Source organism: Metabacillus sp. GQ13 (genome assembly GCF_059758525.1).
Genome location: NZ_JCAXET010000002.1, coordinates 174,668 through 193,771, shown reverse-complemented (window position 1 = coordinate 193,771; position 19,104 = coordinate 174,668). Strand labels below are relative to the sequence as shown.

Genomic DNA, 19,104 nt, shown 5'->3' with positions numbered 1-19,104 from the left:
TTGCCTGCACCCGTTTTTGCTTTTACACGGGGAGGAACAGCCTGGGTTAGATATACCTTAGTGTACAAGATGGCTTCCAACCAACATTTTCATTGAGCTGTACCCATTTCCTTGATTATATGCGCACCGTATATCTATTAATCCATCATGCTGCTGGGTCATGCGGCCAAAATATCTTCCAAAAGACGCGTTCTCCTAAATCGTTTGAAGCAGCTGACATGGAAAAAAGACCAAAACAGAATAAAGGTGCTGCTAAAACATTGATATAAATAAAAAAATCGTACACAGGGGCAAGACGCCTTATGTACGATTGGGGAGTAAATTTCGGCTTTACTGTTTATTCTTAAATGAAGAACATATAACCGTTAAAGGATAATACACCATCGCTTAATTGCAACAAAAACAGCTTGATAATAGATTTGTGTATCAGAGTGTTGTTCTGAAAAAAGTTTATTCTATCTATCTTATGCTTTTTCATTAATGACTTCAGTAGAATATCCATATTCTCGCAAAACATTTCTGTACGTTCTGTTATAAAGTATTGCTGTGTTCAATTTTTTTCTTCTACCAACCAAACATTATTCATTATACAAACAATGTTTTTTGCGAATTTATTCCTTTTTTACATGTTTACTATCTTTTAAAATATTTATTTCGTTGTCCCCTTTATATTGAACATAATCAAAGAATGCAGTTGTACTACTCTCTTTTCCATTTCCAGTTGCATATAGACCAAGACATACCCCGGTAAACACACCTCCGAATCCTCCATTTTCCTCTTTAGATAAGAAAGCCAACTGGGATTTTCCAAGACACTTCCATTCTTCTCCTTCTTCTGCAAATCTAAAATGATAATCTAGATTATCTGACTTTATGTTTAATTTAAGTCTTTTATTATGAATGAGACTACGTGTGATTTCTTCTGTATGTCCTTGAATCGTTTTTAATGCGACAACTACTTTCTCTCCATTTATTTGTTTAATAGCTATCTCATAATGTGCTTTTTCGTTTAACCTAACTGATAAGCCGGCTTCTTCACCATCATTTTTAGGATCAAACTCCAGCAACGCATTATATTCCATCTTAATGTGTTTCTGTGGTTTACAAATAAATGTAGGCGAGCCTTTTTCATCACTTAAATTGTCAGGTCCACCATACAAACTCAACCAACCTTTGCGATCAGATAAGGAGTAGTTTTTCTCACATTTAGCTCTAAGATGAAACCATGTCAGATCTAGTTCATCCTGTTCAAAATCATCTTTATCTATAAACCTTTCCTCAATATTTGATTCTCCAGGCAGATTCGTTGTTTCCATAACACCAGCAACAATACCCTCATTATTATCAATCATTGGCCATCCGTCTTCGGTCCAAATTATAGGTGCTAAAAACGTCTCTCTTCCCAAAACTGTATATTTTTGGTTAACCGGTCGTGTTCCTAGAAAAACAGCCCACCAGTTCCCATTAAGATCTTCGACAAAATCGGCATGGCCTATGTTTTGAATAGGGTGATCCTCAATTTGATTATGTGTTAAGATTGGCTGGTCTAACAATTCAAAAGGTCCGTAAGGTTGACTACTTTTAGAAATGATTGATCTATGATCTTCTCCTGTACCACCGCATGCACATAGTAGATAATAGACCCCTCTTATTTTATATAGATGTGGGGCTTCAGTCCATTGTCCTCCATCACCATTCGATATGACAACCGGAGAGGTTAAAGCCTCACCAGTATGAATATCTATTTCATATTGAATAATATGAGAATCGTAACCTGCACCATTTTGAACAGTTATGTAGACTTTTCCATCATCATCAAACATTAAAGAAGGATCAATATTTCCATAAAGAATTTTAATTGGATCTGACCAAGGACCTTTTGGATCAGTCGCAGTAACATAAAAATTTCCATTACCTGATACATCAGTGGATATCATATAGAAAGTATCATTATGATATCGTAAGGTAGGTGCATACAAACCTCCTGAACTTCTACTATTTCTTAGGTTAACTTGACTATCTCTGGTTAACACACTACCTATTTGATCCCAATTAAGAAGATCCTTACTATGAAAAATCGGTATCGCAGGAAAGTATTCAAAAGAGCTTGTTACTAAGTAAAAATCATCTTCTCCTACTTTCACGATACTTGGATCTGGATAAAAACCAGATATAATCGGATTAACATATTTCAATACTACACATCTCCTTTTTTATATAATAAGTAGTAAGTAAAGCTACTCATCAAATCTAAAATAATCAAAATCTACAAAACCACCAGGAGTTATGGTTGCATAGTTAAATAGAGCAAAACGATATCCAACAAAATGATCTAATTTATACTTCAGTTGAAGGGTGTTACCTATAGAATTCCACTTAACCCCATCAAGACTATAGTAAAAATAAGCTCTATCTTTTTGATTTCGATAATCTAAATAAATCTTGAAATACACTCTATCTTGATTGACGGGAATGCTTTCTATTTCTTCACAATCCCCAGAACCATTATTTACCATAACAATAAAGTTAGTATCTCCTGACTTTCTTATACCAACAAACCCATAGTCTTTCTGAAATGCTGATAAACCGGCAATATCTCCATCTTTCATGTCGTTGATTTCAAGCGCTACACTGGCTGAGCATTCTGGTCCAAATGTTCTTTGGGTGAGGCTATTTCTAGCTTCTTCAATCGTTTTACTTGTTCTTCCTGTGGTAAGTCGCAGAAATCCAGGACGATCTGCAAGCGACCAATAATGTTGATCAGGATTATGATTCCACTGCCACACTAATTTAAGATCCTTATTACGATCTCTCGTATCTAGTCTACCTTTTACATCTATTGGAGAAGGTACATTAAAATCGAATTCATCAGAATCTACCAAGTAACTTTTTGCATTGACTGCTCTATTTGAAATGAACATTCTTTCCGAAACAGTGCCATTTTCCCCAAATATAGGCCAGCCGTTTTCCCATGTAACAGGGATAAGATAAGGTATTCGCCCTACTGCACCACGATCTTGAAACAACATGCTATACCAGTCACCATTTACGGTATCAATTATTCCCCCTTGGGCAATTCCACTATCACCGAAGGCAACACGACCTTCATATTCTCCATCGATCCTGTCCGCTCGGTGTACTAATTGAGTACGTTCTCCATTCTTTGGCCACGTAATTGTAAAAACATAGTATTGCCCATTTATTTTTTGGATGTGTGCTCCCTCCGCCGGTAATCCAAGGTTCTCTTTTGTACTTGCAACTAGACTTGCATGAGGGATAATTACTTTATTCAGTCCGCCTTCTTTAATAGCTGTAGCATCTGCTGTCAGTTCGATCACTTTAATATCATGACTATCATAAACCATGTACACATGCCCATCATCATCGAATAATAAAGACATATCATGATAGTAGTTATCTAGAATTGAATGTGTCCATGGACCATTTTCGATATCATTTGTTTGATAGATATATGTTTTACCTGTTGCTAAGGAACCAAAGGTCACATAAAAGATGCCATTATGGTATCGTAGACTACTAGCCCAAGAACCCTTTCCGTATTCATTTTTTCCGTTACTAAGCGTTTGTTCTTCATTATCAGCAAGGAAATCATAAACATAATTTACAATTTCCCAGTGTAAGAGATCATAGGATTTCATAATTGGGATCCCAGGGTTATAAAACATGGTTGTACTTGACATATAGTAGACGTCTTCTACCCTGATAACATCTGGATCAGGTATATCAGTCCAAATAATTGGATACTTAAATGTACAATCTTCTGGTTGAGTGGGTAAAGTTGCATTTGAACTATTTTCTTCACACACTATAATTCATCCCCTTATACTAATCTGTATTACCTTTTTTCTATATATGAACAACATCCCAGAAAGATTGCTTAGGCTGGTGATTCTGATTAAATAAAAATGGCCAATTTTTCCTTCCGCGAATAGGGAAATCATCAAGCCAAGTGTAATCATCTGCAGCTCCCCAGAAGGTAACCGATGTAATTACATCCGAATACTCTCTTAACAATTCGAAAAAGCTATTGTAGCGTTTGGTTTGCTTAGCTATCATTTCTGCAGTAGGGACTTTTACATCTGTTCGTTTATCATCAACACCAAAAACAGAAACATCCATTTCCGTTATATGAATTTGTAAGCCTAATGAAGCATATCTCTCTATCGCTGTTCTAATATGATCCAACGTCGGACTAACTAAATTCCAATGTGCCTGCAAACCAACTCCATGAATTGGCACTCCTCTTTCAACTAACCCCTTCGTCATTGAATAGATTTTTTCTCGCTTTTCTGGATTTGACTCATTATAATCGTTATAGAACAACGCTGCACTGGGGTCTGCTAAATGGGCATATTCAAAAGCTTTATCGATAAAATCTTCCCCGACAATGTCTTTCCATTTTGAATCTCTTAACAAACTAGCTCCAGTATCAGCAACTGCTTCATTCACAACGTCCCAACTATAGATTTGCCCTTTGTATCTGTCCATTACCGTAGAAATATGTGTTTTCATACGTTCTAAAAGGGTGTATCTATCGACTGTGCTTCCATTTTTATTCGTAAAGACCCATTCAGGTGTTTGATTGTGCCAAACGAGAGTATGACCCCTTACTTTTTTTTCGTAAACGTTGGCAAACGATAGTAGATGATCCGCTTCATTGAAAGTAAAAATACCCTCTTCTGGTTGTAAGCTTTCAAACTTCATTTCATTTTCTGCGGTAAGACTATTAAAATGCTTAATAATCAACTCTTTTTGAGAATTTAGAGTCAAAGGATTCACAGCTGCGCCAACAACAAAATGATCTTTGTATACTTTATATAAAGATGGGACTTCAATTTGATTTTCATGTGTAATCATCAGTCTCACTCCTTCTATTTAAAAAAACCTATTATTCTACTAATTACAATATCAAGTAATAATCACCAGATAAGTAATTTATTTAACTGCTCCTAATGTCATACCCTTAACAAAGTATTTTTGTAAAAACGGATAGACACAGATAATTGGTAGACTCGCAACGATCGTCATAGTTGCTTGGATTGACTTAGGCGTAACAGTATTAGCAGCATGTTCTCCATTTGCTTGGGCAGTATTCCAATCACCATTTGAAGTTGCCGTATTTTGAAGAATTTTCATTAACTCATATTGCAATGTCGTTAGATTTTCATTGCTTGAGTTATACAAAAATACGTCAAACCATTGGTTCCATTGACCTACAGCAACAAATAATGCTACCGTAGCTAATACCGGTAAAGACAGAGGCAACACAATTTGCAAGAAAACTCTAAAGTCTCCTGCACCATCAATTCGCGCTTGTTCAAAAAGACTTTTTGGTAGGCCTTCTATAAATGACCGCATGATAATAAGATTAAAAGCACTAATTAATCCTGGTATAATATACACCCAAAATGTTCCGATTAAATGTAAATCTCTCATTAATAGAAATGTTGGAATTAACCCACCACTAAAATACATCGTCATAATGAAAATGATTGTTACCGACTTTTTAAAAACAAATTTCTCTTGAGCAATCGCATATGCCACCATTGCAGTACAAAATAATCCAATCCCTGTACCAATAACTGTTCTTGCAACAGAAACAAAAATTGCCTGAATGACCGACGCTTGACTAAATACATACTCATAGTTTCGCCAAGTAAATTCTCTTGGCCATAAATAGATTCCACCTTTTACAGAATCCGTTGCAGCGTTTAAAGAAAGGGCAATTTGGTTTAAAAATGGGTATAGCATGATAACACTTAGAAAAATCATGAAAATAATGTTACATGTATCAAAGACTACATCTTCTCTTGTTCTCATGAAATTCTTTCTTCTTTTAACTATTTTCATACTAACCCTCCTAGTATAAGCCGCCTTGGCCCATTTTTTTTGAGAATGAATTAGCCGCCATCAAGAATATTAAGCTAATAACCGTTTTAAACACTCCTGCTGCTGTGGCCAATGAAAAGTTAAACATCGAAATACCATAATTGATCACAAATACATCAATATTTTCCGAGTATTCTACGTTCTGTCCATTTCCTAATAAATATTGAGGTTCAAACCCTGCCTCAATAATATAGCCTATATTCATAATTAAAAGGATCACAATAACTTGCTTCATTCCTGGAATCGTAACATATCTAATTCTTTGTAAACGAGAAGCACCATCAATTTTTGCTGCTTCATATTGTTCTTGGTCTATCATCGATATTGCCGCTAAATAAATAATTGTATTCCAGCCTACATTTTTCCAAACTTCTGATGCGCCTAAAATACCCCAGAAATACTCACCGATTCCTAACCAAAGAATCTCCTTATCAATAATATTAAGTCCCATCAATATTTCGTTAATGATGCCATCAATAGACAAAACAGAAGAAACAAGTGCAGCTGCCACAACCCAAGAAAGGAAGTGTGGTAAATAGCTAATTGTTTGAACGACTTTTTTAAATTTAAGATTTGTTAATTCGTTTATTACGAGAGCTAAGCCAATCGAAGTAACAAACCCTAACACTAAATTGATAATACTTTGAGCAAGCGTGTTTATAAGAACTCCCAAGAAACGATCATCTGTAAATAGAAAGATGAAATGTTTAAAGCCTACCCATTCTTGTTCTGTAAAGGAACGAGCTGGTTTAAAATCCTGAAATGCCATCGTCCATCCCCAAACAGGAAAATATTTAAAAATAAATACCCAAATCACAAAAGGCACAGTCATCAATAATAATGCTTTTTGACTACGACACTTTTTAAGGAATGCTTTCATTCCCTTTTCCTGATTTAGTTGAACATTTGGAGATGTAACTCTTGTTTGAGCTTGCATTTTATTACCTCCTATTCTATTCAATAAATGAACACTAAAAATGGAAGAAGGCTGAACCCTCTAAAAGATAATTCAGCCTTCTAATTAAGGTTTATTTTTTACTTACTTCATAAGTTCGGCTTCTTTTTTAACAGATTCCTCAATGACATTTTCATAAGCTTCATAAGGAAGCTTTTCGAATTCTTGTTTAAATTTGCTCCACTCTGCATCAAAATCAGCTGGATCTGCAAGTATGATATCAGGGTATGAACGTTTAATTAAATCTCGGGACTGCTGGTCATACAGCTGTGCTTCAGAACCGGTCTCTATCGTTGCATCCCAAAATGGAAACCATGGTGCTGGTTCTGGTTCAGTGAATATATCAGTAAATGTTTCAATTTCATATGCATCTAGGAACTCTTTGTCCACTTCATCATAAGCAAGCTGGGCAACTTCAGGTTGAACAGCTGGATCGACAGAATTACCGTCATCAAATGTACCACCCATGATTGGCCAGTACCATCCTAGTGCTGACAATCCAAATTCATCTCGAAACTCTTCTTTATTAACTAAATCAATTTGTTCCTGTGTTCGAATATAACGACCATCCTCATTTACTTCATACGTTTCGCCTTCTATACCCCACGTAATTAATTTTTGAGAATCAATTTTAGCCATGTGATCTAAAAATTTAATAATTCTAATTTGATCTTCTTCAGAAGTACCTGTCGTTAGCCCCGTCCCAGGAGATGTTACAAAGGATACTGGATTCAAGTATTGATCTTTGATTCCTTCCTCAAATACGATAGGGAATCCCATATAATCATTATAAGGATCATCATCTTGCTCAAGTGTATCTAAAGCTGTACCTGATTCCCAACGTGGACCAAACCAACCAACAACACGTCCTGATGAGATTTTTGCTAAATATTCATCATAGTTTTGTGTAAAAGATTCTCGATCAAATAGTCCTTTATCATTTATTCCATTTAATACTTCCAACCATCTCTTGGTCATATCTTTATTATGATAAACAGAAACTTCAAGTGTTTCATCATCAACAATGATTCCTTCTTGTTCACCTGATAAGAAGGCTGGAGGATCAAACAACTGTCCAACATGCCAATCATATTGTAGTAATGTATACGGAATGGTATCTGCCCCATTTGTTTCCGGGTGAGCTTTTGAATATTTTTCAACAATTTCAAAAAATTCATCTATTGTTTTAGGATGTGGATAACCTTGCTCTTTTAATGCTTCGCGTTTAATAAAAAATGCACTTTGTCCAATATTTGGCGGCTTTATATATCCATTCGACACGCCTGATGGAAGAATATATATATTCCCATCCTCTTTTTTCATTTTTTCCCAAATTGGGTCATACAATTTTCTAAGGTTTGGTGCATGTTCCTCAATAAGATCATTAAGCGGTACAAATCCACCTGCATCAATAACATCATTTGTTGCATTTTGAGCATTCAGTAACTCTGGATATTCACCACTAGCGATCATTGTACCTATCTTTTGATTACTATCGCCTACAATATGTTCAATGTCGAAGTTAACCCCTGTCTCTTCTTCGAACATTTTTCCGATCTTTGTTTCACTGGTATTAACATCCTTACCTGTTGAAGATGCATTAAAGAATGTGTAAGTAAAAACTTCTTCTCCGTTTTCTTGTCCAACTTTTTCTTTGTTCGAACAAGCTGTAGCAAAAAGCAACATGAACATTAAACCAATAAACAAAAATTTAGACTTTCTTTTCAACAAATTGACTCCCCCTTAAAATTTAGAAACGGCTTTAATCCAATGTTGAAAGCACTTTCATTGTACCTTACATGCTAATTTTAAGTAACCTAACAAAGTATAGTTTTTACTTTGTAAACTTTAGTACCCCAAAAATAAACAAAACCAATGCATATCGATAGAGGATCGACATACATTGGTTCATAGTTAAAGACATTAAACTAATTTTTGCATTCTATAAATGGTAAAATAATTTTTAGTGTTGTTCCTACTCCCTTTGTGCTTAATACTTGAAATTCAAATTGATCAGAATAATGTAGCTTTAACCGATAGTACACATTTTTCATTCCCACATGTTCACCAATATTTTCAACTTCTTCTAATGATCGCATTACCCGTTCATATACACTTTCATCCATCCCCTGGCCATTATCATTTATCTCACATAGTAATGTATCACCATTACGCTTGATTGATATGTTTATCATTCCTTTTCCCTTTATTGGTTCAATGCCATGGATACTAGCATTTTCAACAAACGGAATTAGTGACATATTTGGTATCAGACATTTTGAGGCATCTGGATCTACATCTATTTGATACTGCATTTTATCATCAAATCGGTAATGTTGAATTTCTAAAAAACATTGAATTAAATAGATTTCTTCTTCTACAGTAACCCAATCTTTTCCCCAAATAAATGATTTTCTAAGCATTTTCGCTATATTTTCGATGATTTTGGCTGTTTCATTTTCTTTTTTTAGAATGCTTCTCATACGAATCGTTTCTAAGACATTAAACAAGAAATGTGGATTAATTTGACTTTGTAACGCACTTAACTGTGCCTGTTTTCGTTGTAATTCCAAGTCCTTTTTTTGGATATCTGCCACATATACTTCATTTATAAGTCTCTTTATTTTAGATGCCATTCTGTTAAATGCATAAGTAAGTTCGCCTATCTCGTCCTGGTAGTTAACACCCTCTATTAGATCAAAGTTTTGATCTTCCACTTTCCTCATATGCCTTAATATTCGTAAAATTCGTAAATGAAGGGAGCTTGTAATATAAATTATTAAAAGTGATGGGAAAATTAAATTAATTAGTGCTAAATAAATGATAAAATTTCGAGATCCTTTAATATCTTCAAGTAATACACGTTCTTGAGTAACACCTACAACCTTCCAATTATTTAAATAGGGAAGATTATATGATTCCTTAAATACAATTGTATCTTTAGGCAATTCGATCGAACTGTATGGATATTTCCGCTCTGACCAGTTTATCTTTGGATTTGTGGTATATTCAACCGTACCCTCCTCATTCAATAAATAAATATCCCCTGGAAAAGTAACGTCGTGAAAAATACTATACATTAATCCTAATTCCAGGTTTATTTCTAGTATTTTCTGTGTGGAATTCTTAGTTAAAAAATAATCCATTTCTCTTATTAAACTAAATGTATCATAATTTCCTGAATCCCCAATTCTACGAGTCAAAACTGGATAGGATCTTCTAATTAATTCTGAATCCTTATACCACTCAGAATCTTTAACATTTTTGTCAATTTTATTGATACCACCTGCATAAATAGCTGTATCATTATCTGTATATAATTTAATCGAATGAACAGATGGATATAGTGACACTTCTTTACTAATATCTCCATAATAATCATAATAGGCATGAATAAAATCTATAGATGAGTCATACTTGGTTTCTAGGAGGTTGTACAACTCATAGTCCGTGTATAGCATAGACGAAATTCCTACAGCATCATCGATAGCTGTTTGGAAATTATTTGATATTTGTTTCACTGATAGGGATATGTCATTCATTTTCTGTGTTCTAACATTGTTGGTCGTAACATGATAAAACACGATATGGGTTAATGTGATCGGAATAAACACCGAACAAATATAAATGATTAACAGTTTGTTTCTTAAACTCGTATTATTAAATTTGGATATCCTCATTTTGTCTCCATCTCATACATTTTCCCCTATAACTTTTTTCGATATTGAGTTGGTGTCATACCAGTGGTTTTTTCAAATTGAGTGACAAAATAATCTGAATTAGCAAAACCAACATTTTTAGCTACCTGATAAATTTTCATATCGGTCTGCCTTAGGTATTTCTTCGCTTCACGTATGCGGACTTGTAGAAGGTAATCTTTATAATACATACCATATGTTTTTTTAAACAACTGCCCCATGTAGACTGGATTCATAAAAAATTTATTGGCTATACTCTTCAAAGTAAGATCATCTCTGTAGTGATTATCAACATATTTTTTAATTCTACGTATGTTTACTGTTCCATATTCTTTATACATTTTATTTAAAAGTGTGGCTGCTTCTAATATAAAGTCCAAGAATATTTCCTTGATCACCTGCAAAGTACGAGGTTGGTTATCCCAATTTAACATTTTTTGAAGTGAGGTTACATTTTTTTCATCCCCATCCATAGCCTGAATCGTTTTGACAACCTCATGAACAACCCGATTAATAGACGTCCTTACCGCATCTTTTGCGAATGCTTTTTCCTGAAACTGCTCGAACATACTATCTGTTGTGTATTTAATCTTAGAGATTTGATTTTCTTCTATTTGCTCCATCAACGTTTGATATAGAACTTGATCAAGCTCAATGTAATTAACTGAGGTCTTTTTTGTTTTCCCATAAACAATAAGTTCATCTGAATTTTCCAAATATTTAAATTGTAAATTCTTTATTGCAGTTTCATAAGTTTCTTTTATATCATTTGCATCATTTACTATCCTTCCGACATAAATTGAAACATCAGTTTTCAAACTATGCGTTAACTGAGACTTCAATTTATCCAAAAAATGAAAGATATCCCCATTTGATTGTTGAATTTCCTCACTTTTGACTAATATTCCGATTCGATTATTGCCATGCTCACGAAACAAAGCAGTAGAATTCATATCTTCACTATGAATTGTACTACTTATTATCTCACGTGTTTTGGTTGTATTTATAGAAATATTATTTATCTCAATTATGATGTATGCCATTCCTGTTGTTTGGTTGATATTCAACTTGTTCATACAGTCATGGCGATATTTTTCTTCAAGCTCTCCACTTATTAAATCATTGAAAGCATTAGCAACAAGAATATTCTCTCTATTTCTATCTAACTGTAACTTTTTCGAATGCTTCTCAGCCACCTTTTTTAGTGTAACTTCAATCTCATCTTTATCTACTGGTTTCAATATGAAATCATGCACATTATACTTTACAGCTCTTTGAGCATATTTAAAATCACTATATCCAGTAATGATAATAAAGTTAGGGGCTGACTTTTTAGATTCTACAATATGTTTTATCAATTCAAGGCCGTCTAACACTGGCATCTTTATATCAGTAATAACTAAATCTGGATTATACTTCTGGATATATTCTAAAGCATCTTCTCCATTATCTGCTTCTGCACAAACTTCAAAGCCACTGCCTTCCCAATCTATGAGATTAATTAATCCTTTGCGAACATATCGATCATCATCTACTAAGAATACTTTATATGCCACCGAATGTTTCCTCCAATCATAAAAGGCATATGACAATAATGTAATAACTCCACAAAAATATAACGCTTTCATTTTAGGAGTAGCATTTCAAAACCAGATTATAGCCACTTGTTATATTCCGAGTCGCTTGTTGCCTATCTTCCACTCTACGAAATACGACTAACGCACAACTCATCCTAATTAAAGCCGTTTTGCTGGTAGTTATTAAATGGACCAAACCAGGTATAAAAACAAGTAGAAAATATAGGCGAATTAATCCTGTAACTATCAATATTGTCATGATAGGATTAATGATACCGATTAAAACTGCACACCCTCCATCTTCATTATAATTGGTTTTTAATTAAAAGCTATTATAATGGAAAAATAATCTAGTCAGTTCTTTATTTCCACTTCTAAATTTTAAAGGGATTCTGGCTGACGCTAGAAAGCTAATGAAATATCCTAGTATCTAGTAACCTTTCTTTTCTTTTCCTGATCCCCATTTCCATTTAAAATATTTCTGTATTTTCATTTCCCGAAATTTTTAATATATTGATCAAAGGTTCATAAAAAGATTAAAAAGAGGAAGGCAGCTATCTCAATCTCAGCCTTCTTTACTCACCAATTATTACCGTATTTACGTGGCACTTCTCTCTAAAAAAGATATTTAGCATCATCTTTTCATTATAGGTAGGAAATACAACAATTTCACACGATAATTGTAAGCATTTACAACCATTTAATCATTATTCAATTAACCTATAAAGTATAGATTTTGCTTTTAAAAATTTAGATGTATCTATATTTGGTTTAATTAATATGCACTTGCGTTTTACAGCGAAGGAAATCTATCAAAAACCTAGTCTTTTATACGAAGAGTATAAACACCATCTCTTTTCGTAGAAAAACAAATCATTTCATCAGCTTGATATAACTCATTTACTTTTTCATTATTTTTATCAGTTAACTGATAAGGTCCGATACAGTCTATTTTGATTTTGCATTCATTTCCACATAAAGAGTAAACTACCGCCGTTTTTATTGTGCCATTCTCCCAATATAAATCAACTTCAAATCCACCTCGTGCCTTAATACCCTTAACAAACCCTTTATTCCACTTTTCAGGAATTGCAGGTAGAAACTGTAGTGATCCAGTATGGCTTTGTAAGAGCATTTCAGCAATTCCAGCAGTACCACCAAAATTCCCGTCGATTTGAAAAGGTGGATGGTTATCTAATAGGTTCGGAAGGGTCGAATGCTTAAGCATTTCTACAATATTTGAATAAGCAAGTTCCCCGTCCCAAAGCCTTGCCCACATATTGATAATCCAGGCACGACTCCCTCCTGTATGCCCCCCTCCATTTGCAAGCCTTCTTTCTAAAGTTGTTCTGGCTGCCTTAGCAAGCTCCGGGGTTTCTGTAACTGTAATTTGCTTCCCTGGATGAAGAGCAAATAAATGCGAAATATGCCGGTGCCCTGGTTCTGCCTCCTCATAATCCTCCATCCATTCTTGGATTTGCCCATATTTACCTATTTTCGTTTCTGGTAAACGCTTTAAAACCTCAGCCAATTGTTCTCTAAAAAGTACGTCCTTCCCTAGGATTTCACTTGCCTCAATGCATGCAAGAAATAGTTCGTTCAGGATCTGGCTGTCCATTGATGGTCCAATACACAATGTCCCTTTTTGACCATTAGGAAGAATATAGGTGTTTTCTGGTGAAACAGATGGACTTGTTGTAACCAGATATCCATCTTCCGTTTCTACTAAAAAGTCTAAAAAGAATTCTGCTGACTCTTTCATGGTCTCATAATTTTTATCAAGAAAATCTTTGTCAAATGTAAATTGATAATGTTCCCATATATGAAGGCAAAGCCATGCCGCACCCGTTTGCCAGTAGGTTGATGGAGGGTGAATATCCTGTGGAGCCGTATCCCCCCAAATATCGGTATTATGATGTGCTACAAAGCCTCTGCATCCATACATGACCTTTGCTGTATGTCTGCCATTTGCACGCATTCGTTCGATTAAATCAAATAATGGTTCATGACATTCTGATAGATTACAAACCTCAGCAGGCCAATAGTTCATTTGCACATTAATATTAGTCGTATATTTACTATCCCAAGGTGGCCTCATTTGGTCGTTCCAAATTCCCTGTAAGTTTGCCGGGAGTGTACCAGTCCTACAACTGGAAATAAGTAATTAACGACCAAACTGAAAATATAACTCTATCAGCTTATGATCTTCTAACCCATTTTTGACCCGGTTGAGCCTTTCATCTATTGCCAATTGGTGTAATTCTCGATTTAATTCATCATTCAAACAAATTTCCATTCGTTTATAATAGGCCGAATAATCCTCTATATGGCGTTCCTTCAATTGTTCATAAGATTTAATCGTTGCTTGATCAATCTTTTTAAAGCATTCTCCTTCTGGATCAGCATGACGAAAGGTCGATTCAGCTGCTAAAATAAAAATAATAAGACTGTATCAGCCTCGCATACAATTAGGTGCTCTCCAATAGTATCCACCGTTCCTCCCTCTGCAAAGGCAGATAACACAACAGAAAAATCAGATCCACCCCCACCACAATTCCCTTTCATGACTAGACTATTATTTCTTTTTGAAGATAAACTCTCAATATATCGATTCTGTTCTCTTGAAAGTCTAGCAGTAAATGAAATAAATCCTTTTTTACTTGATGTAACACGAATCACTGTTACTTGATCTGGATTACTGGAGAATATTTCTCTTTTAAAGCTGGTTTGATTCAAAGAATAGTCAACCGATAACATCGCTTTTTCTAAATCAAGCTTCCTTGTATATTCTTCAACCTCTTCATGGCCAAAATTTAGAAACAAATCACCAAGGGTTATATAATGTCTTTGTGTATCAGGAGTTCCCGTCCCTTTGTTACATCCAAGGAATTGAAGCTTCTCACTTCGATGACCCAAGAGGAATTCGAACCCCTACCCTCCCCCTAAATTGCACTAATTGCTTTTTGCGTAAACACACCTATTCCTCTCTGCTTACTATTTTCTAAAAAATCTTCGCACTGACGTGTAAAACATCTAAAATAAATAACATCATCTCTTCCGTACATCAATTCACTTCACTTTAAAGAAAACCGCTTACATTTTAAATTCGAAATTTTTATGATAATTGTTTATGCTTTTATATGTCTTCAGTTTCAGAAAAGCATTTTTCTTGATGATAGACTCGTGGTTTCTTTTAGAAATGAACAGTACGATATAGGAATTTATATGTTGTATATAAATTCATGAAGGGATTACAATTTCATTTAGCAAACATCTTAAACTATTATCTATAGATTTTGTACATTATTAAATAATAATGAAAAGTGAAACCCTTTTTAATGGCTAAGGGGGAGAGTTTTTTAGGTTAAATTTTAAATATTGCTATTTAGTGGTCTTCGGCAACAAAAATAAATTTCCCTAATAAAAAACATCAGTCGAATTAATTTACTGGTTAGTAATACACCAATAGCTATTAATATCCTAGCTGATGTTCATTTTAAATTTGTTCTCAAGTTTGTCCTTATCTAAATTGCTTTTTATATTCGGCAGGGGTATAGCCAGTAAATTTTTTAAAACAAATACTAAAATATTGAGGATTGTTATAGCCAACTTTTTCACATACTTCATACGTTTTAATATCAGCTTCACGCAATTCTTCCATTGCTCTTTTCATCCTTATCTCAAACAAGTAATCTCCAAAATTAAATCCTTTTTCAAGTTTAAATAGATTGCTTAAATACGGAGTACTAACATGGATAAACTCAGCAACCTTTTTGAGTGTTAAGGTGCTATCATGGAAATGATCTTTGATATACTTAATCGCTGAATCAACATGGCTGAAATGATTTCTATCTTCTTTTTTATACATTTCATCACACCATTGTAGAATGAGTTGGTTTAGAATCCCTATCATCTCTGAAAGGGTTTCCATTTTCATGATATCTTTATAAACATCCGATGAATGAAAACTTTTTATCTCCTCTTTTTTCCACTTTTCAACTTCGAAAAAAAGCATCGTACTAAACTTAAGTGCGAAGATTTTTAAATCAGTCAATGGCACTGACTTCTTCTCAATAATCGCTATATTTAATTGATTAAGAGTTTCACTCACCTTTGCAGGTATTCCTAACTTAATTTGACTTTCTAATTCTGACTCTAGCTCTTTAAAGCGATCTTCTGTTTCTTCGTTATTAGATACTGTATCTTCAAAGGAAAATACCCTCCCTGTTCCCATAATATGTCTCAATTCCATCGCTAATCGGGACTCAAGCAATGATTTTCCAAGTTCAAATAAATTTGGATACGTTCTACCAAGCGTGATTGTAACAGACTGTTCTAGGTCGTTAAAGGAATCAAATAATTCTTGAGCTAGCTGCGCTTTCCTTCTATCACATTCACCTTTTAGAGATAACAGGATTGCACTTTCATTAGAATCGATAGTCATTACACTATAGTTTCCCCGTAAAAAAAGGGAAGAACTAATCTCTGTCATCTTACCTTTACATTCATCATTTAGACCGAGAGGAAAATGAACAAGGACAGCAGCAAAGTCTGGTCCCTCTAACTCTACCCCTAGCTTAACTAGCTCCTTCTCCACATCCATCCGCTGATCTCCTTCCTTCATCAGCTCTTGAAAGAATTTTTGCTGAAGATAAGGCAAGGATTCTATGATTCTCATTTCCTTTTTTGTTTCCTGTTCCCAATCTGCTGCTGCTTCTTTTGCTTTGTTAAGCAGTTGCTCCGAGTCCACTGGCTTTAATAAATAATCAAATGCTTTGAGTTTTACAGCTTGTTGAGCATATTTGAATTCTTCAAATCCTGTAAGAAAAATAATTCTCGTTTTCGGACTAATTTCCTTTATCCTTTTCCCCATTTCTAAGCCATCCATAAATGGCATATTAATATCAGAGATAACGACATGCGGTTGCTCCTTTTCAATGAAACCGAGTGCCACCTCACCATCTCCTGCTTCCCCAGCAACGATAAAACCATGCTCGTCCCATTGGGTTGACTGACAAATACCTCGACGAATAATACGATCATCTTCAACAACAATCAATTTATACATTCTCACTGATCTCCCCTTTTGTTTTGGGAATAATAATGCTCACCTCTGTGCCATGACCAGGTTCACTTGATATCGTTAAACCATATTCTTTTCCAAAGTGAATCTTTATTCGCTCATTTACACTTTTTAAGCCAATCCCAATAAAGTTCTTTTCATCTTGAAAGGAAGCTTTCATTTCTCTTAAAATTTCTACTAATTTTTCTTTTTCGATTCCATTCCCGTTATCGATAATCCCTAAGTGAATTGTTTCCTCCGTCTGATAACCTCGTATTGTAATCTTTCCTTGCCCTCTTTTCTGCTTTACCCCATGGTAAATGGCGTTTTCAATAAGCGGCTGTAATGAAAGTTTAATAATATTATAGGACAAAATTTCTTGGTCAACATTCACTTCGTAAGAGAAGTCGTCCCCATAACGCATTTCCTGAATGAATAAATAATGTTCAATATGTTCTATCTCTTCCTTAATTGAAATTATTTCTTTCCCCTTACTAATCCCGATACGAAAAAAGCTTGAGAGAGCACTTATCATTTGACTTGCGTCCTTATTAAGTCCCATATCACATAACCCTTTTATTGAATAAAGCGTATTATAAAGAAAATGAGGATTTATTTGTGCATGCATAATTGCAAATTCTAATTGCCGTTTCTCTTCTTGTTCTAATCGGATCTGGTCCATCAATGTTTGAATTCGGAAAAGCAACTCTTTAAAGCCAGTATGAAGAATTTTCATTTCTTCTGGACCAGATGTTTCATCATAAAAATCCAGACTTTTATTATTAATTGTACGCATATGTTCAGCCATTTTTTTAAAAGGTTTTGAAATATACTTTCCAACGAAGTAGGTTAGAAATACTGCACTAACAATCATCATTAAAATGAAAAAAACGGTGGAGTGTTTTATATAATTTACTTTGTTTAAAATTTCGTTTTCAGGGACTACTGCGGCCAGTTTCCAGTTATTCGCCTGGATAGTATCATAAATCACGATCATATCTTCTCCAGCCGCGCTTTCATAAGAGAATTGTCCACTCTCTTTTTTAATATTCTGTAGGGAATAAAGCGTTTCATTATCTAGTCTATATTCCTTTTTAACGTCTTTGGATTCATATTTTCCGTTCGGGCTGATAAGAGTCAGATAACCATTTTCCCCTATTAATGATTTGTTTAACACTTGTTCAAAAAAATCATCTCGTAGATTAAATAGTACGATCCCTTTATCTGTAGTCTCTATTAATCTAAACACTGACATAACTTGGTCATTTGTATTAAAAATTTGATCTTGGTGTATATTTCTCCAATAAAACCCCTCTTTGTTTCCCTTATATTGGTTAAAATAATGCTCATATGGTATCGAAGGGATAGAAGCATAATCACTATGATAAAGCAAAAATTCTCCTTGATTAAGATCAATCAGGACGGATTCAAGTATGACATTATATCGGGAATAAACAAGCTGCAAACTCTTATCAATCTCCACGTAATACTCTGGTTTAATTTCTGACTCTTCGGTTCCAATTAAGTTTATAATCCTTGGGTCATTAGATACAGAAACTAGTTGCTGAAAAACATCTGAAAGCATATAGTCTAAGTAATTTATTGATTGGAAAATCGTATCATTTACATTTTTATATGCATTTTCTTCAATTTGTGCGGTTGCAAGCATAGAAGACACCCACCCTGAAACGGATATAAAAATAATAATGATAGGTAAATAGAGCGTGTTAATTGTTGATTTAATAGAGTACAAAAAATACTTTCGAATAAAGTTCTTTATTTTCATAACCATCTTTTATGTTCTCCTATATAAGAAAAGCGTAAGGCGCCCGCCTATCGGCCGAAAAACATAAGACGAGGCAGCTGGAAGGTTGTTCTTTAACCTGAAACAAAATAGAAGAT

The 19,104-nt window shown here is 34.4% G+C and carries 13 protein-coding genes and 1 pseudogene; 1 reads left to right on the top strand and 13 read right to left on the bottom strand.

The window, feature by feature from the left end; all coding sequences use genetic code 11:
* Positions 1–119: 119 nt before the first annotated feature.
* Positions 120–269 carry a hypothetical protein gene (locus AC6CHR_RS03150; RefSeq protein WP_498247027.1) on the top strand — a complete coding sequence of 50 codons (150 nt, stop codon included), beginning with the start codon at positions 120–122 and terminating at the stop codon, positions 267–269.
* 342 nt (positions 270–611) lie between these two features.
* On the opposite strand, the gene AC6CHR_RS03145 is transcribed toward AC6CHR_RS03150, so the two are convergent.
* From AC6CHR_RS03145 to AC6CHR_RS03085, 13 genes and pseudogenes are all read right to left on the bottom strand, one after another.
* Positions 612–2,195: a glycoside hydrolase family 43 protein gene (locus AC6CHR_RS03145; RefSeq protein ID WP_498247026.1), complete on the bottom strand. Its 1,584-nt coding sequence runs from the start codon at positions 2,193–2,195 to the stop codon at positions 612–614.
* Positions 2,196–2,237: 42 nt separating this feature from the next.
* Positions 2,238–3,827, bottom strand: coding sequence for a glycoside hydrolase family 43 protein (locus AC6CHR_RS03140; RefSeq protein ID WP_498247024.1), 1,590 nt, complete (start codon positions 3,825–3,827; stop codon positions 2,238–2,240).
* Positions 3,828–3,867: 40 nt separating this feature from the next.
* Positions 3,868–4,878 carry an endo-1,4-beta-xylanase gene (locus tag AC6CHR_RS03135; protein WP_498247023.1) on the bottom strand — a complete coding sequence of 337 codons (1,011 nt, stop codon included), beginning with the start codon at positions 4,876–4,878 and terminating at the stop codon, positions 3,868–3,870.
* A 78-nt stretch (positions 4,879–4,956) separates the two neighbouring features.
* Complete coding sequence (locus tag AC6CHR_RS03130) at positions 4,957–5,871, bottom strand: carbohydrate ABC transporter permease (RefSeq protein ID WP_498247022.1); 915 nt, start codon at positions 5,869–5,871, stop codon at positions 4,957–4,959.
* Positions 5,872–5,881: 10 nt separating this feature from the next.
* A complete protein-coding gene (locus AC6CHR_RS03125) occupies positions 5,882–6,847 on the bottom strand; it encodes an ABC transporter permease (RefSeq protein WP_498247021.1) in 966 nt (321 codons plus the stop codon).
* Between the two features lie 102 nt (positions 6,848–6,949).
* Positions 6,950–8,596, bottom strand: coding sequence for an extracellular solute-binding protein (locus tag AC6CHR_RS03120; RefSeq protein WP_498247020.1), 1,647 nt, complete (start codon positions 8,594–8,596; stop codon positions 6,950–6,952).
* A 197-nt stretch (positions 8,597–8,793) separates the two neighbouring features.
* A complete protein-coding gene (locus tag AC6CHR_RS03115; RefSeq protein WP_498247019.1) occupies positions 8,794–10,545 on the bottom strand; it encodes a sensor histidine kinase in 1,752 nt (583 codons plus the stop codon).
* A 26-nt stretch (positions 10,546–10,571) separates the two neighbouring features.
* On the bottom strand, positions 10,572–12,119 hold the full coding sequence (locus AC6CHR_RS03110; protein ID WP_498247018.1) for a response regulator transcription factor: 1,548 nt from the start codon (positions 12,117–12,119) through the stop codon (positions 10,572–10,574).
* Between the two features lie 841 nt (positions 12,120–12,960).
* Positions 12,961–13,275, bottom strand: coding sequence for a glycoside hydrolase family 95-like protein (locus tag AC6CHR_RS03105; protein ID WP_498247191.1), 315 nt, complete (start codon positions 13,273–13,275; stop codon positions 12,961–12,963).
* Positions 13,276–13,329: 54 nt separating this feature from the next.
* A pseudogene (locus tag AC6CHR_RS03100) lies at positions 13,330–14,436 on the bottom strand (glycosyl hydrolase family 95 catalytic domain-containing protein); the annotation flags it as partial.
* Between the two features lie 131 nt (positions 14,437–14,567).
* On the bottom strand, positions 14,568–15,056 hold the full coding sequence (locus tag AC6CHR_RS03095) for a glycoside hydrolase N-terminal domain-containing protein (RefSeq protein ID WP_498247017.1): 489 nt from the start codon (positions 15,054–15,056) through the stop codon (positions 14,568–14,570).
* Positions 15,057–15,660: 604 nt separating this feature from the next.
* The gene (locus tag AC6CHR_RS03090; RefSeq protein WP_498247016.1) at positions 15,661–17,208 is read right to left on the bottom strand and encodes a response regulator; all 1,548 of its coding nucleotides are present in this window, start codon (positions 17,206–17,208) and stop codon (positions 15,661–15,663) included.
* Positions 17,201–18,994 (bottom strand): sensor histidine kinase, encoded by a 1,794-nt coding sequence (locus AC6CHR_RS03085; RefSeq protein ID WP_498247015.1) that lies wholly within the window; start codon positions 18,992–18,994, stop codon positions 17,201–17,203. The genes AC6CHR_RS03090 and AC6CHR_RS03085 overlap by 8 nt, the downstream gene beginning before the upstream one ends.
* Between the last annotated feature and the right edge of the window lie 110 nt (positions 18,995–19,104).

Coding starts and splice junctions, on each gene's coding strand:
- AC6CHR_RS03150 (WP_498247027.1), top strand. CDS start 120: ATGCGCACCGTATATCTATTAATCCATCATGCTGCTGGGTCATGCGGC.
- AC6CHR_RS03135 (WP_498247023.1), bottom strand. CDS start 4,878: ATGATTACACATGAAAATCAAATTGAAGTCCCATCTTTATATAAAGTA.
- AC6CHR_RS03130 (WP_498247022.1), bottom strand. CDS start 5,871: ATGAAAATAGTTAAAAGAAGAAAGAATTTCATGAGAACAAGAGAAGAT.
- AC6CHR_RS03125 (WP_498247021.1), bottom strand. CDS start 6,847: ATGCAAGCTCAAACAAGAGTTACATCTCCAAATGTTCAACTAAATCAG.
- AC6CHR_RS03115 (WP_498247019.1), bottom strand. CDS start 10,545: ATGAGGATATCCAAATTTAATAATACGAGTTTAAGAAACAAACTGTTA.
- AC6CHR_RS03105 (WP_498247191.1), bottom strand. CDS start 13,275: ATGCTCTTACAAAGCCATACTGGATCACTACAGTTTCTACCTGCAATT.
- AC6CHR_RS03090 (WP_498247016.1), bottom strand. CDS start 17,208: ATGTATAAATTGATTGTTGTTGAAGATGATCGTATTATTCGTCGAGGT.
- AC6CHR_RS03085 (WP_498247015.1), bottom strand. CDS start 18,994: ATGGTTATGAAAATAAAGAACTTTATTCGAAAGTATTTTTTGTACTCT.